We start from the raw sequence: 14,905 nt of genomic DNA, 5'->3' as shown, positions 1-14,905 counted from the left end.
CGAAGGATCAGACGTCGATCTCGATCTCGCCCACGCCACGGGAGACGCACGTGGTCATCTGGGTGTCGTGCTCGTCGTCCATGAGGAACTCGTCGAGGTGCTCGACCTCGCCGGAGACCAGCGGCACGACGCAGGTGCCGCACACGCCGCCCTCGCACGAGTAGTCCATCGAGATGCCGGCGTCGAGGAGCGCCTGGAGCAGGGATTGGCCCTCGGCGACCTCGACAGTGACCCCCGACTTCAGGCACTTGGCGGTGAAGGGCTCTCCGAACAGCGACATCCTCGCTCCTTGATGGTCGATCCGGGCCCCGGCCGATGCCGGGCGCCGTCGCACCAGCATCCCACGCACGACCCCTGCGTCGCAGGTGAGGATCACCTCACCCGCGGCGCCGCGCAGCGGCGGGTCAGGCCTCGAGCTCCTGCTCGCGCTGCGTCACGGCGACCTCGGGCGCGGCATCGACCCAGGCGGCCGCGCGCACGGGATGGGGGGCCTCCGCCGAGGCGGAGGGCGGCGAGGAGGCGAGCGTGCTCGGCTCGAGGGCCAGGGCGGCCGGCCCGAAGGTCATCACGAGCAGCGCGGCGGCGCCCAGCGAGGCGGCGCCGGCGCCGAGGGCGGCGCGGGCGAGGGTCGACATCGACCGTCCCGTCGGCTGCACGACCTCGGCGAGCGGTGCCTCGACGGCGGCGGCCACGGGCTGCGCGTGCGCACCGCCGGAGTGCGCACCCGCCGCGCGGGCGAGCGCGCGGGAGCTCGCGGGCATGTGGGCGGGAGACGGGCGGAGCGGGGGGTCGGGCTCGCGCGGACTGCTCATCGGGACCTCCGGTGATCGGGGCGACGAGGCGGCTGCCCCGTCGACGTGGACCATCCGACCGTCGCGACCTGTGGGGGCGCTGTGCGAGGAGGGCCGGTTCCCTGAGAGCGGGCCGCCCCGGCCAGGGTTGCGGGTGTGACGGTTGCCACATGGCGGGCTCCGCCCTACGGTGGGCGGGCATGACCTCCTCCTTCCCCCGTCGCACGGGCCTCATGGCCGCCGCCCTCGCCGCAGGGCTCGCCTCGCCCGTCCCCGCCCTCGCGATGGGTGATCCCTCGCCGCCCAAGCCGAGCCCGCGGGCCGCCGCCGCGGCCGCCGTGCCCGCCTGGGACCGCGGGCGGCGCCCCGCCGGTCGTCACCCGTGGGACCGACGACCCGGGCACCCCCTGCATCCCTCCTCACCGCGCGCCGCCGGCCTCGACGAGGCGTGGATCGAGGAGGTCCCGGAGATCCTGCGGGCCGCGATCGCCCAGGACCCGCCGCGCTTCGCCGGGGCGAGCGTGCTGGTCGCCGTCGGCGGCGGCATCGTCCTCGAGCACGCGGAGGGTGACGCCCTGCGCTGGGCGGACGCCACCACGCAGCTCCCGGAGACCGAGCGGATCCCCGTCCGCACGGACACGATCTTCGACCTCGCCTCCCTCTCGAAGCTGTTCACGGCGACCGCCGTGCTCCAGCTCGTCGAGCAGGGCCGCGTCTCCCTCGAGGACCCGGTGGCCCGGCACGTGCCCCGCTTCGGCGAGAACGGCAAGCAGCAGATCCTCGTGCGCCACCTCCTCACCCACACCGGCGGGCTGCCCGCCTTCCTGCCGCTGTACAGCGACTGGCCGGACGAGGCCGCGCGCTGGGACGCCGCGCTCACCGCGACCCCGACCGCGGCCCCGGAGGAGGGCTACCTCTACAGCGACCTGGGCCTCATCGCGCTCGGTCGGATGGTCGAGGAGCTCAGCGGGCAGCGCCTGGACGCGTACGTGCACGACCACATCACCGCGCCGCTCGGCATGACGGACACGATGTACACGCCGGACGCCTCCCTGCGCCCCCGCATCGCCGCGACCGAGTACCAGGAGTTCTACGGCGAGCTCGTGCACGGCCGCGTCCACGACGAGAACGCCTACGCCTTGGGCGGCGTCGCGGGCCACGCGGGAGTCTTCTCCACCGCGAAGGACGTCGCGGTCTTCGCGAGCATGCTGCTGGGCGGCGGCAAGCACCGCGGCGCCCGCGTGCTCGAGCGGGCCACCGTCCAGGACATGTTCACCGACCGCATCGCGGGGATCACCGGGGAGGGCGGGGCACGGCGCGGCCTTGGCCCGGAGCTCACCGCCTGGGCCTACCACTCCGGGCTCACGAGCCCCTTCAGCGGTGCCCACACCGGCTTCACCGGCACCTCGCTCGTGATCGACCCGCTCACCGACACCGTCATCGTGCTCCTCACCAACGCCGTGCACCCCACCCGCGAGTGGTCCAGCACCAACGCCGTGCGCCGCGAGGTCTCGACCGCCGTCGCCCGTGCCCACGGCATCCTGCCGGCGGAGGCCGGATGGCTCGCCGGCCAGGAGGACACCCGCACCGCGACGCTCACCGCCTCCGCCGACCTCCCGTCGGCGGGGGAGGAGCCCGCGCGGCTCGAGGTCGAGCTCTTCGCCCACCTCGAGACCGCCTACGACACCATGCGCATCGAGGCCAGCGCCGACGGCGGCGCCACCTGGGCGCCCCTCGCCGGTGCGCTCGAGCGCCGCGACCGCGACCGGGGCCGGCCCGTGGAGGACCTCGTCGAGGAGCGGATCGAGCTCCCGGACGGCGTCGTCACCGGCTGGGGCGGCCGCCTCACCTGGCGCGGCGGATTCGACCTCGTCGACGCCGGCGGCGCCGCGCTCGCCGGGGAGGTGCAGGTGCGCGCCGCCGTCACGACCGACAAGGCCGTCCGCGGTCTCGGCGCGCTCGTCGGCCGGATCGCGATCACGCGGGGAGGGGAGACGCTGCTGGACACCGACCGCGAGGCGGATGCCGCCGCCGTCAGCGCGGACGGCTGGGAGCGGGTCGGGCGGAGCTGACGCCTGTGCGCGCGCTGTGGGGACCGCCAGCGGTCGCTGTGACCTGGTGGGTCGGCGGTGTCCCGGGCGCGATCGCCGATTAGTCTCGGAGCAGCATCCCGCCAGGAGGTCCCCCGTGCCCGACAACGCCCTCGCCGCCCTCGCCGCGCTCCCGCGCCTCGAGCACCCCGACGGCAGCCCCGTCCGCGTGCTCGTCGTCGAGGACGAGCCCACTATCGCCGATCTCCTGCGCTTCCCGCTGCAGATGACCGGCTGGGACGTGCACCTCTCGGGGGACGGCCTCGACGCCGTGCGCCAGGCCCGCGAGCTGCGGCCGGACGTCCTCGTCCTGGACCGCATGCTCCCCGGGATCGACGGGGTCGAGGTGCTGCGCCGCGTGCGCGCCCTGCACCCGGACATCCCGGCGCTCATGCTCACCGCGATGGACGCCCCCACGGACCGCATCGAGGGTCTCGCCGCCGGGGCGGACGACTACGTCACCAAGCCATTCACGATCGAGGAGGTGCTGCTGCGCCTGCACCGCCTCGTGCAGCGCTCCGGCGTCGTCGCCCAGGGGGCGGAGGAGCTCGTCGTCGGCGACCTCGTCATGAACGTCGACACCCACGAGGTGACCCGCGGCGGGGAGGTCGTCCCGCTGACCGCGACCCAGTACCAGCTGCTGCAGTACCTCATGGAGAACCCGCAGCGCGTGCTCTCCAAGGCGCAGATCCTCGAGGCGGTGTGGAACTACGACTTCGGCGGCCAGGCGAACATCGTCGAGCTGTACATCTCCTACCTGCGCAAGCGGATCGACGCCGGCCGGGAGCCGATGATCCACACGGTGCGCGGCGCCGGGTACGTCCTCAAGCCCGCCGGATGAGGCGCCGCCCGCTGACCCTGCGAGCGCGGCTCCTCGCCCTGCTCGCCGCGACGGTCGCCGTGGTGTGCCTCGCGATCGGGGTGATCGCCCACGTCTCCGTGCGCGGCCAGCTCTACGACGAGCTCGACGGCCAGCTCGAGCGCGCCGCCTCCCGAGCGCTGGTCCGCGAGGGCGTGGTCACCACCCCGCAGGACGGACCGGACCCCTCCGGTCTGCCCTCCGCGCCGACGGGCGGGGACCCCGGCAGCGGCGAGTACGAGCTGACCGTCGCCCTGAAGGACGGCGAGGTCACCTCCGCCACCTGGCGCGACCAGTCCGGGGACCTGAAGGACCTGGGTGCGGAGGACCTCGCCACGCTGCGCACGGCCCTCGCGGACCTCGACCCCGCCCCGATCGGCTCGACCGGGCACGACGGGCGCACCACCGTGACCCTGAGCATCGGGACCTACCGGGTGCTGCTCACCGACGGCGGCTCCGGGGCCGGAGGCTCCGACGACGGCGGCGCCGGCACGGGAGGATCCGGTGCCGGCGCGGACGCCACCGCGATCGCGACCGGGCTCCCCGTGGACCCCGTCCGCGAGACTCTGCTGCGCCTGGACCTCACCCTCCTGATCGCCACCCTCGCCGCGCTCGCCGCCGCGGGGATCGGCGGCTCCGCCCTCGTGCGCCGCACACTGCGCCCGCTCGACGGTGTGGCCCGGCTCGCGGGGGACGTCGCCCGCACCCCGCTGGACCGCGGCAGCGTGACCCTCACCGAGCGGGTCCCCGAGCGCTACGCCGTGCCCGGCACCGAGGTGGGGGAGGTGGGCCGCGCCCTGAACCACCTGCTGGACAACGTCGAGGGCGCGATCGACACCCGCCACCGCAGCGAGGAGCGCATGCGCCGCTTCGTCGCGGACGCCTCCCACGAGCTGCGCACCCCGCTCACCGCGATCCGCGGCTACACGCAGATGCTGCGGCTCACGGAGGACCTCACCGAGCAGGGCGGGCGCTCCGTGGACCGTCTCGACGCGCAGTCCGCGCGCATGACCTCGCTCGTCGAGGACCTCCTGCTGCTCGCCCGGCTCGAGGAGGACGCCCCGCGCCAGCACGAGGAGGTCGACCTCGGCGAGATCGCGCTCGAGAGCGTCATGGACGCCCGTGCGACGGCCCGCGAGCACCGCGTCGACGTCCACGTGCCCGACGCCCCCGTCACCGTCCGGGGCGATGCCCGCCAGCTCACGCAGGTGATCGTCAACCTGCTCTCCAACGCCCGCAAGCACACCCCCGCCGGCACCCACGTCTCCGTGCGGCTCCGGGTCGAGGGGGAGCGGGCGGTGCTCGAGGTCGAGGACGACGGCCCCGGGATCGACCCCGAGATCCTGCCGGACGTCTTCTCCCGTTTCACCCGCGCCGATCGCGCCCGCTCCGGGAGCGAGAACACGACGGGCCTGGGCCTGTCGATCGTCCGCGCGATCGCCGAGGCGCACGGCGGCACGGTCGAGGTCGCCTCCCGGCCCGGCCGCACCGTGTTCACCCTGTCTCTTCCGCTCGGCGCGGGATGACCGTGCGCGGCGCCGCGCGTACACTGTCGCGCATCGGCACCGACCCGGCCATCACCGGAGAGCCGCGGGAAGAACAGCGCACCGGCCCCGTGCCGCGCGCCCAGTAGAACCCGCCGGGACCAGCCCGTCACAGCTGAGGAACAAGGGGGCGCCCCGCACCGGCACGGCCGGCGAGGGACGCCAACCGAGGTGGTACCGCGCCACCGGCCCCGCGCCGGGAGCGTCCTCGGGCAGCAGATGTCCCGCCGCCGTCCCCTGTGCTTCCTCGGAGGTCCCCCCATGGTCTACCCGGTCTCCGGCGACCCGCTCGTCCCCTCGCCGAACCTGCCCGCCCTGGAGAACGCGATCCAGGAGTTCTGGCGCACCGACGACACCTTCCGCGCCTCGATCGCGCGGCGCGAGGGCGCCGAGGAGTTCGTCTTCTACGACGGCCCGCCCTTCGCCAACGGCCTTCCGCACTACGGGCACCTGCTCACGGGCTTCGTCAAGGACGTCATCCCGCGCTTCCGCACCATGGACGGCTACAAGGTCGACCGCCGGTTCGGCTGGGACACCCACGGTCTCCCCGCCGAGCTCGAGGCCATGCGCGAGCTGGGCATGACGGAGAAGGCGGAGATCGAGGAGATGGGCGTCCAGGCGTTCAACAACGCGGCGCGCTCCTCCGTCCTGAAGTACACGAAGGAGTGGGAGGACTACGTCACCCGCCAGGCCCGCTGGGTCGACTTCGAGAACGACTACAAGACCCTCGACGTCTCCTTCATGGAGTCCGTGCTGTGGGCCTTCAAGACCCTCCACGACAAGGGCCGCGCCTACGAGGGCTACTACGTGCTGCCCTACTGCTGGAACGACCAGACGCCGCTCAGCTCCCACGAGCTGCGCATGGACGACGACGTCTACCAGGACCGTCAGGACCAGACCGTCACCGTCACCTTCCCCTTCACCGGTCAGAAGGCGGAGGAGCTCGGTCTCGCCGGCGTCAAGGCCCTCGCGTGGACGACGACCCCGTGGACGCTGCCCACGAACTTCTCCCTCGCCGTGGGCCCCGAGCTCGACTACGCGGTGCTGCCCGCCGGTCCGCTCGGCGCGGCCGACGGCACCGCCGCGGGGGAGGGCCGCTTCCTGCTCGCCGCGGCGCTCGTCGGCGCGCACGCCAAGGAGCTCGGCTACGCCGACGCCGAGGAGGCCGTCGCCGCGATCGAGCCGCGCACCTACCGCGGCGGCGAGCTCGAGCACATGGCCTACGAGCCGCTGTGGACCGTCTACTCCGAGAACCGCGAGCAGTGGGGCACGCAGAACGCGTGGATCGTCACCGTCGCGGACTACGTCTCCACGGACGACGGCACCGGCGTGGTCCACCAGGCCACCGCCTACGGTGAGGTCGACCAGCAGGTCAACGCCGAGTACGGCATCCCCGTCATCGTCTCCGTGGACGACGGCGCCCAGTTCCTGGACTACTTCCGCGGCACCGCCCTCGACGAGATCGCGGGGCTGCAGGTGTTCGAGGCGAACCGCCCGATCATCCGCATCCTGCAGCGGCAGGGGCGGCTGCTGCGCGAGCAGTCCTACGTGCATTCCTACCCGCACTGCTGGCGCTGCCGGAAGCCGCTCATCTACAAGGCCGTCAGCTCCTGGTATGTGAAGGTCGCCGATCAGCGCGAGCGCATGCTCGAGCTGAACGAGCAGATCGACTGGGTGCCCGGAAACGTCAAGCACGGCCAGTTCGGCAAGTGGCTCGAGGGCGCCCGCGACTGGGCGATCTCCCGCAACCGCTACTTCGGCTCGCCGATCCCGGTGTGGAAGAGCGACGACCCGAACCACCCGCGCGTCGAGGTGTACGGCTCCCTCGCGGAGCTCGAGGAGGCCTTCGGGACCCTTCCGCGGGACGAGCACGGCGAGGTGAACCTCCACCGCCCCTACATCGACGAGCTCACCCGCCCGAACCCGGACGACCCGACGGGCCGCTCCACCATGCGCCGCATCCCCGAGGTGTTCGACGTCTGGTTCGACTCCGGGTCGATGCCCTTCGCGCAGGTGCACTACCCCTTCGAGAACACCGAGTGGTTCGAGTCCCACAACCCGGCGGACTTCATCGTCGAGTACATCGGGCAGACCCGCGGCTGGTTCTACATGATGCACGTGCTCTCCACGGCGCTGTTCGACCGCCCGGCGTTCACCTCGGTGATCTGCCACGGCATCGTGCTGGGCGAGGACGGGCAGAAGATGTCCAAGTCCCTGCGCAACTACCCCGACGTGCGCGAGATGTTCGAGACCTACGGGGCCGACGCGATGCGCTGGTTCCTCATGTCCTCGCCGATCCTGCGCGGCGGCAACCTCGTGGTCGATGAGCCGAAGATCCGTGAGGCCACCCGCCAGGTGGTGCTCCCGTTGTGGAACGTCTGGTACTTCCTGGCCCTCTACGCGAACGCGGCGGGGGAGAAGGACGCCGAGGGCCGGCCCACCGGGTACACCGGCCGGGAGCGGTACGAGTCCGACGACGTCATGGACCGCTACCTGCTCTCCCGCACCGGTGACCTCGTGCGGGGCGTGCGCACGTCCCTGCGGGAGCTCGCGATCGCGGACGCCGCCGAGCAGATCCAGGACCACCTGGACATGCTCACCAACTGGTACGTGCGCCGCTCGCGCGACCGGTTCTGGGAGGGTGACGAGCAGGCGATCGACGTGCTCTCCACGTGCCTGGAGACCCTGCTGCGGGTCGCCGCGCCGCTGCTGCCGATGGTCACCGAGGAGATCTGGAAGCAGCTCACCGGCGGCCGCTCCGTGCACCTCACTGACTGGCCGGACGACGCCCTCTTCCCGCGGGACGAGGCGCTCGTGGCGCAGATGGACGACGTCCGCGCGATCGCGAGCGCCGGCAACGCGGTGCGCAAGAAGGAGGGCCTGCGGGCTCGCCTCCCGCTCGCGGAGCTCACGGTGGTCCACCAGGATCCCGCGTCCCTCGAGGCGTTCACCGAGATCCTCGCCGACGAGCTCAACGTCAAGTCCGTGCGGCTGCTCGACGCCTCCGGCGACGAGGCCCGCGAGATGGGCGTGGAGCAGCGGCTGAGCGTCAACGCCCGTGCGGCCGGGCCGCGGCTCGGCAAGCAGGTGCAGGTCGTCATCAAGGGCGCGAAGAGCGGTGACTGGTCCCAGGCGGAGGACGGCACCGTCACCTCCGGTGGTATCGACCTGGTCGAGGGCGAGTACACCCTGGACCTCGTCGCGGGCTCCGGCTCCGCGACGCAGGGTCGGGCGATCGGCGTGCTCCGCGGCGGCGACTTCCTCGTGCTCGACACCGAGGTCACGCCGGAGCTCGAGGCGGAGGGCATCGCGCGCGACGTGGTCCGTGCGATCCAGCAGGCGCGCCGCGAGGCGGGGCTCGACGTCTCCGACCGCATCGCCCTCACGGTCGCCGGGGACGAAGCGGTCGTCGCCGCGGTCTCCGCGCACCGCGACCTGGTGGCCGGCGAGGTGCTCGCGACGCAGCTCGAGGTGCCCGCCGATCCTGCCGCGGGCGCCCATGCCGCGACCGAGAAGGTCGCGGGCGGCACGGTGACCGTGTCGGTGGCGCACCTGTCCTGAGCGACGGTCCCCGAGCGCCCCGCGCCGCACCCCGAGGGGCTGCGCGCGGGGCCCTCCCGTTCCGGGGGCTCTCCGCTCGGCGTCCTCCCGGCCGTCGCGGGCCGCCGGGCGGAGACCTCGTGCGCGGCGGACCCGCCGGGCAGCGCGGTCGTCCACATCCTCGGGCCGGCCGCGCGCGCAGCGGGCCGGGGGATGCGATGCTCGCTCCAGGACCTGACGAGGAGGCGATGATGGTGGCACGACGCGGACTCCTGGGCGGCGCCGCCACGGCGGCGGCGCTGCTGCTGAGCGGATGCGGCCTGGGGAAGGGCTCGCTCGAGAAGGCGCTGAACCGCGCCGCCGAGGACGTCGACGGCGTGACCTCCGCCGGCCTCGAGGTCGGCTTCGAGGCTGAGTTCCGCCGGTACGTGCGCGGGAGCGTCGCGACCTCCGCCGCGTCCTCCAAGGAGGCGCTCGAGGTCTACGGCGCGGTGATGACGGCGATCGTCGCCGCGGCCTACGAGCACAGCGGTCGCGAGGAGCAGCGCGACCGGCAGGCGGGGGAGATCACCCTGCTCGACGCCGCCGGGACCGAGTACGACATGTGGGACCTGCGCCCGGAGCTCGAGGCCGAGCGCGGGCGGCTCGACGGGGTGCTCCTCTCCGACTTCGAGGGCTGAGCGCCCGCGGCCACCTGCGCACCGACCGTGCCCCCGGCGCCGTGCACGGCTCCGGGCACGCGCCCCGTGCCGCCCGCCGTCGTCACGGCTCCGCGCGTCCCACCGTCACGACCTGGGAGGAGAGCACCTCCGTCCCCTCGCCGAGGTACATGCCGGTGAGGTCCCGCTGCAGCGCGGAGAGCGTGGGATCGCCCGCGGTCGCCCGTCCCACGCTGCCGGCGTAGCCCTGATCGGAGTCGCGCCCGGGCCCGACGCTGTCGTGGTTCCGCTCGAGCACCGGCACCGGGTTCCAGCTCGTGCCCGGATACGGGTCCAACGTCACCTCGTGACGGTTCGGTGCGGTGAGGTGGCCGCCGTCGACCTGCAGCCCTCCGAGGTCCGTCTCCGCGATGAGGTCGCCGCCGAACCCGCCCGCGCCGAGCGAGGCCTCATGGCCCACGTTCACGCTCTGCGTGCCGGCCTGCGCGGGGACGACGGTCTGGATCGGGGAGCCGACGGAGAAGGTGTGCGTGACGTCGTAGCTGCCGGGCGCCCCGCTCGCGCTGTTGAACGTGGGATCGGCGGCCAGATGGCTCGCGATGATCCCGCCCTGGGAGTGGCCGACGATCATGACCTCGGCCCCGTCCGGCACCTGCGCCGCGGTCAGCGCCGCCCGCACGTCGTCCATTGCGGCCGGGTCCTGCCCCGCGACGAGGCGCAGGTTCGATCCCCAGTCGCGGGAGTTGCCCTGGCCGCCGTAGGCGGCGGGGACCTCGGTGATCCCGGATCCCTCGGTGGGCGGGACCTGCACGAGATAGACGCTCTCGCCCCCGTCGGCCGGCCGGATCCGCTGGATCCCGATCTGCCCGGCCTCGACGGCGGCCGCGCCGCCCGGCCGCAGGGCGTCGTTCGCGACGACGAGGTCCTGCAGGGTCTGCGGTCCCTGCGCGGGCAGCGGCTCGCTGCGGACGTCCGTGACGATGCCGCCGGGGCGGTCGTCGAGGAACGGGGTGTCCTGCCCGGTCGCGGCCTCGTAGAGCCCGACCCCGGCGGATCCCGCGGTGAGCAGGGAGGCGGCGCCCAGCTCGGCGAGGGTGGGCACGTGCTCGCCGGTCACCCAGTCCTCGAGGATCCCGCCCAGGTGGTCGGCGTCCCGCTGGAACTGCGCGATGCCCTCGGTGCGCACCCCGAGCGCGTCGAGCCCGCCCTCGAGCAGGTCGATCCCGGCATCGAGCCCGAGCCCCAGCGCATCGGAGGCGGCACCGGCGAGGTCCGCGAGGCGACCGTCCTCCTCACCCGTGCCCGGACCGTCCGCCCGGGGACCGGGTGCGCCCGGTGACCGGGGTGCGTCCCCGCCGGGCAGCCCGGCGTCGCCGCGGGAGGCGGCGTCCTGGGCTTCGGCCTCCGCGAGCGAGCAGAGCGACCGCGCCGAGAGCTGCTCGCCGAGGTCGCGCAGGCGCGTCGTGACCACGTGCTCCTAGCGCTCGCGGAAGGCGTGGGCGTCCTCGCCCTCCCAGGCGACGGCGAGCACGGTCGCGTCGAGCCGGAGGCGGAGCTGCTCGACCTGGGCGGAGGAGTCCTGCAGGTGCCGGGCATGGTCGCGCACCTGCGCGGTGTCCATGCCGCAGAACGCGCTCATCGCTGCTCGCCCGGGCCCGGGGCGGCCGTCGCGGCGGCGGCGAAGCGCACGCCCTCCTCGATGACGGCCAGCAGGCTGCCCGCCACGTCCCCGTCGCCCACGGGGAGGACCGGGCCGAGAGGAGCGTCGCTCGCGTCGGTGCGGTACAGGCCGTGCTCTCCGCGCACCCACAGCCGCGACCAGCTGACCGGCCCCGCGAGGGCGCGGTGGCGCGGGTCGTGCAGCGTGAGGGAGGCCGCGAGCCGCGGGCCCCGCGCGGTGAGCGCGTCCCGCAGCGGGGAGGGGAGGCCCTCGAGGGCGCCGAAGGCCGCCTCCGGGGACGCCCCACGGGCGAGGGACTCCCGGGCGCTCGCGACCTGCTCATCGGTCAGGCGCAGCGCCTCCGCCTCGCGTCCCACCTCCTGCCGGGCCACCGACGGGGCGATCCCCGCCCGGTCGAGAAGGGCGTTGATCCGCGCGGGGAGCGCCTCGAGAGCTGCCTGCTCCAGGAGCGCGGGCCCCGCGCCGTGCGACAGCTCGAGCGTGATCCGCTGCGGGGCGAGCGCGACCCGCATCCGGTGCGTGCCCTCACGATCCGTCACGGCGAGCACGAACAGGGCCCGTGCGGTCAGCTGCGCGGTGATCAGCGCGAGCTCCTCGGGCGAGCCGGGGCCGGCGGTCGCCCCGCTCGGTGCCGTGCCCGGGGACGCCGGGGCATGCTCGCCGCGACGGTCCAGCAGGGCCCGGTACACGGGGTGGAGATCCTCCGGAGGGACGCCGCCGGCGACCGCCCGGGCGGCGGCCTCCTCGAGCGTGACCTGCAGCTGGCTCATCGTGCGCCTCCTCGCTCCCGACCCGGGCGGTCCCGGGTGCTGTGCTCCCGGTCGAGGCTACGGTCGCGCCCGCCGCCGACCCATGGGGAGAACTCCCCGTGTGGACGCAGGGGCGATGGGGAGGAACGGCCGCGGGGTCCGCCTCGTCACACGGCCGCTCCCGCACCGCCGGCGGCCGGGGCCGCCCTCGTAGACTGGCCGGCGTCCCGCTCAGCCGTCGAAGGAGCCCCTCCGTGCCCCCGAAGTCCCATCGGGTCCTCTCGCCCGAGCTGCGCGAGGTCTACGCCGCGCTCCTCCGGCGCGCCCCCGAGAACCGCATCGAGCCGGACCTCTCCCGCATCCGGAGGGTCATGGAGCTCATGGGGGACCCGCAGCGCTCCTACCGCACCGTGCGCATCGCCGGGACGAACGGCAAGACCACGACCGCGCGGATCCTCGAACGGATCCTCCGCGAGGCGGGGCTGCGCACGGGCCGCACCACGAGCCCGCACCTGCACTCCCCGGCGGAGCGGATCGCGATCGACGGCGAGGCGATCGACGACGAGGGCTTCGTCCAGGCCTACGAGGACGTCCTGCCCTTCGCGCTGATCGTCGACGAGGAGTCCGCCGCGGCGGGCGGCCCCCCGCTGACCTTCTTCGAGTACCTCACCGCCATGGCGTTCCAGGCCTTCGCCTCCGCCCCCGTGGACGTGGCCGTCGTCGAGACGGGCCTCGGCGGGACCTGGGACGCGACCGGTGTCGCGGATCCGGACGTCGCCGTGATCACCCCGATCGGCCTGGACCACCAGGAGTACCTGGGGGACACGATCGAGCTGATCGCGGGGGAGAAGGCCGGGATCCTCACCGAGCGCGCCATCGCCGTGCTCGGGGCGCAGGTCGAGCCCGAGGCCATGGACGTGCTGCGCGAGCGGGTCACGGAGCTCGGCGCGGAGGCCGCCGTGCAGGACGAGCAGATCGGCGTCATCGCCCGCACCCCGGGCGTGGGCGGCCAGATGCTCACGATCCAGGGGATCGCGGGTCGCTACGAGGAGGTGTTCCTGTCGCTGCTCGGCGAGCACCAGGCGAGCAACGCGCTGCTCGCGGTCGCCGCCGCGGAGGCGCTGCTGGGCGGGGGCACGATCCCGCTGGACGGCGAGATGCTCTCCGCCGCGCTCTCGACGGTGACCTCGCCGGGTCGCGCCGAGGTCGTGCGGCAGTCGCCGACCATGATCGTCGACGCCGCCCACAACCCCGCGGGCGCGGAGACCCTCGTCGCGACCGTCCGCGAGAACTTCCGCTTCACCCGCACCGTCGGCATCGTCGGCATCCTCCAGGAGAAGGACGCCGAGCAGATCCTCGCCGTGCTCGAGCCGCTCCTGGACCAGGTCGTCGTGACGGCGTCCTCCTCCCCGCGCGCCATCCCGGCCGACGTCCTCGCCGACCTCGCCCGGGACGTGTTCGACGACGAGGACCGGGTCGTCGAGACCGCGAGCCTGCCCGACGCGATCCAGATCGCGGTGGACCTCTCCGAGCAGGAGGGCGACCAGTTCGGCGGCGTCGTCGTCGCCGGGTCGGTGACCCTCGCCGCCGAGGTCCGCGAGCTGCTCGGCGCGGAGGGGGAGTGACCATGGCCGATCGCACCGCCGGCGCGCCCCGCCGCTCCCCGCTCGCCGCGCTCGCGCCCTCGGGGCGCGCGCACGGCGCCCAGCGCATGTTCGCCGCGACGACACTCACCGTCGAGGCGGTCGTCGTGTTCTTCGCCGTCCTCGTCGCGCACCAGCTGGTGCCGGACGAGCGCGCCCTCACCTGGACCTGGGGCCTGCTCACCGTGCTCGCGCTCGTCGCCTGCGGCGGCCTGCTGCGGCGCGGCGCGTGGCCCTACCTGGTGGGCGTCGCGCTGCAGGTGCCCGTCATCCTGCTGGGGCTCCAGGTGGGGCTGATGTGGGTGGTCGGCACCTTCTTCGCCCTGCTCTACGTCTACGGCCTGTTCGCGGGGCACCGCTTCGACGCGGAGAAGGACGCCGTGGACGCCCGGGTCCTCGCCGAGCGCGGGGCCGACGGCGCCGAGGACGCCGACCGCTGAGCTCCGTCCCCTCGGCGCCCGGCGTCGGGGGAGGGGCGTCGGCCGTCCCGGTCCGCGTCGCCGGTACCCTGGTGCCATGACCGCACAGCGCACCCTCGTCCTGCTCAAGCCCGACGCCGTCCAGCGCAGCCTGCGCGGGGAGATCATCCGCCGCATCGAGGCGAAGGGCTACGACATCGTCGCACTCGCCCAGCGCACCGCCACCGCCGAGGAGCTCGCCGCCCACTACGCCGAGCACGAGGGCAAGCCCTTCTACCCCGGCCTCGTGGAGTACATGGGCGCCGCCCCGCTCGTCGCCCTCGTCGTCGAGGGCGTCGAGGTCATCGCGGGCTTCCGCTCCCTCGCCGGGGCGACCAACCCCACCGCCGCCGCCCCGGGGACCATCCGCGGCGACCTCGCCCGCGAGCAGGACCTCCCCGTCATCCAGAACCTCGTGCACGGCTCCGACTCCGAGGAGTCCGCCGCTCGCGAGATCGGCATCTGGTTCCCCGAGCTGGGCTGATCCGCCCCGGCCCGGGCGCTCCGGCGCCCACCGAGCGATGAGAACTCCGTCGCACTGCGCCGCGCCCGCCCGGATCTCCCGGTCACGGGCGGGCTCGGCGTGCACAATGTGGGAATGACCATGACGCTGGTGACCGTCGTCTTCCTCCTGGTCGCCCTGGTGGTGGCCCTGGTGATCCTCGCCGTCGTCGCGCTGCCCAACCTGCGCGGTGACCGCGACGGGGATCCTGCCGCGTATTTCCAGGCGAGCGCGGAGCGCCGCTCCGCCGCGCGTCACAGCTCGCGCACCTCCCGCACGGACGTCTCCGGACGCTCGGAGACCGCGGATTCCTGATCCCGGGTCCGGGACGCCTCCCGGGGACCGCCGCCTAGACTGGCCGCTGGCCCGCCGCTTCGACCGGCTTCCCC

14 protein-coding genes are annotated in these 14,905 nt (G+C 74.1%); 9 read left to right on the top strand and 5 right to left on the bottom strand.

Features of this window, described 5'->3' with window-relative positions; all coding sequences use genetic code 11:
* Window positions 1–7: 7 nt before the first annotated feature.
* Both ACYVAP_RS11340 and ACYVAP_RS11335 read right to left on the bottom strand, forming a co-directional pair.
* A complete protein-coding gene (locus ACYVAP_RS11340) occupies window positions 8–280 on the bottom strand; it encodes a 2Fe-2S iron-sulfur cluster-binding protein (protein ID WP_137771319.1) in 273 nt (90 codons plus the stop codon).
* A gap of 124 nt (window positions 281–404) precedes the next feature.
* Window positions 405–812, bottom strand: a complete 408-nt coding sequence (locus ACYVAP_RS11335) for a hypothetical protein (protein ID WP_264450372.1) — start codon at window positions 810–812, stop codon at window positions 405–407.
* 179 nt (window positions 813–991) lie between these two features.
* Between ACYVAP_RS11335 and ACYVAP_RS11330 the strand changes: the two genes are divergently transcribed.
* From ACYVAP_RS11330 to ACYVAP_RS11310, 5 genes are all read left to right on the top strand, one after another.
* Window positions 992–2,863 carry a serine hydrolase domain-containing protein gene (locus ACYVAP_RS11330; protein ID WP_498860705.1) on the top strand — a complete coding sequence of 624 codons (1,872 nt, stop codon included), beginning with the start codon at window positions 992–994 and terminating at the stop codon, window positions 2,861–2,863.
* 115 nt (window positions 2,864–2,978) lie between these two features.
* Window positions 2,979–3,722 carry a response regulator transcription factor gene (locus tag ACYVAP_RS11325; protein ID WP_137771316.1) on the top strand — a complete coding sequence of 248 codons (744 nt, stop codon included), beginning with the start codon at window positions 2,979–2,981 and terminating at the stop codon, window positions 3,720–3,722.
* Complete coding sequence (locus tag ACYVAP_RS11320; RefSeq protein WP_498860704.1) at window positions 3,719–5,266, top strand: sensor histidine kinase; 1,548 nt, start codon at window positions 3,719–3,721, stop codon at window positions 5,264–5,266. The genes ACYVAP_RS11325 and ACYVAP_RS11320 overlap by 4 nt, the downstream gene beginning before the upstream one ends.
* A 279-nt stretch (window positions 5,267–5,545) precedes the next feature.
* Window positions 5,546–8,845 carry an isoleucine--tRNA ligase gene (gene ileS / locus ACYVAP_RS11315; RefSeq protein WP_498860703.1) on the top strand — a complete coding sequence of 1,100 codons (3,300 nt, stop codon included), beginning with the start codon at window positions 5,546–5,548 and terminating at the stop codon, window positions 8,843–8,845.
* 230 nt (window positions 8,846–9,075) lie between these two features.
* Window positions 9,076–9,504: a hypothetical protein gene (locus ACYVAP_RS11310; protein WP_498860702.1), complete on the top strand. Its 429-nt coding sequence runs from the start codon at window positions 9,076–9,078 to the stop codon at window positions 9,502–9,504.
* An 82-nt stretch (window positions 9,505–9,586) separates the two neighbouring features.
* On the opposite strand, the gene ACYVAP_RS11305 is transcribed toward ACYVAP_RS11310, so the two are convergent.
* Genes ACYVAP_RS11305 through ACYVAP_RS11295 form a run of 3 tightly spaced genes read right to left on the bottom strand, consistent with a single transcriptional unit; the run spans window position 9,587 to window position 11,934 of the window.
* A complete protein-coding gene (locus tag ACYVAP_RS11305; RefSeq protein WP_498860701.1) occupies window positions 9,587–10,954 on the bottom strand; it encodes a WXG100 family type VII secretion target in 1,368 nt (455 codons plus the stop codon).
* 6 nt (window positions 10,955–10,960) lie between these two features.
* Window positions 10,961–11,122, bottom strand: a complete 162-nt coding sequence (locus tag ACYVAP_RS11300) for a hypothetical protein (RefSeq protein WP_498860700.1) — start codon at window positions 11,120–11,122, stop codon at window positions 10,961–10,963.
* Window positions 11,119–11,934 carry a hypothetical protein gene (locus tag ACYVAP_RS11295; protein ID WP_498860699.1) on the bottom strand — a complete coding sequence of 272 codons (816 nt, stop codon included), beginning with the start codon at window positions 11,932–11,934 and terminating at the stop codon, window positions 11,119–11,121. Before ACYVAP_RS11295 ends, ACYVAP_RS11300 begins: the two co-directional genes overlap by 4 nt.
* Window positions 11,935–12,167: 233 nt before the next feature.
* Here ACYVAP_RS11295 and ACYVAP_RS11290 point away from each other — a divergent pair, with 233 nt between their 5' ends.
* From ACYVAP_RS11290 to ACYVAP_RS11275, 4 genes are all read left to right on the top strand, one after another.
* Window positions 12,168–13,538: a bifunctional folylpolyglutamate synthase/dihydrofolate synthase gene (locus ACYVAP_RS11290; protein WP_498860698.1), complete on the top strand. Its 1,371-nt coding sequence runs from the start codon at window positions 12,168–12,170 to the stop codon at window positions 13,536–13,538.
* Between the two features lie 2 nt (window positions 13,539–13,540).
* Window positions 13,541–13,996, top strand: a complete 456-nt coding sequence (locus ACYVAP_RS11285; protein WP_137771309.1) for a DUF4233 domain-containing protein — start codon at window positions 13,541–13,543, stop codon at window positions 13,994–13,996.
* Between the two features lie 76 nt (window positions 13,997–14,072).
* The gene (gene ndk / locus ACYVAP_RS11280; protein ID WP_259360445.1) at window positions 14,073–14,498 is read left to right on the top strand and encodes a nucleoside-diphosphate kinase; all 426 of its coding nucleotides are present in this window, start codon (window positions 14,073–14,075) and stop codon (window positions 14,496–14,498) included.
* 114 nt (window positions 14,499–14,612) lie between these two features.
* Complete coding sequence (locus tag ACYVAP_RS11275) at window positions 14,613–14,831, top strand: hypothetical protein (protein WP_264450381.1); 219 nt, start codon at window positions 14,613–14,615, stop codon at window positions 14,829–14,831.
* The last annotated feature ends 74 nt before the right edge of the window (window positions 14,832–14,905 follow it).

The sequence above is a fragment of the Brachybacterium horti genome, from assembly GCF_054777615.1.
Note: the sequence above shows the minus strand (reverse complement) of the source record. Positions and strands in the feature narration are given on the sequence as shown.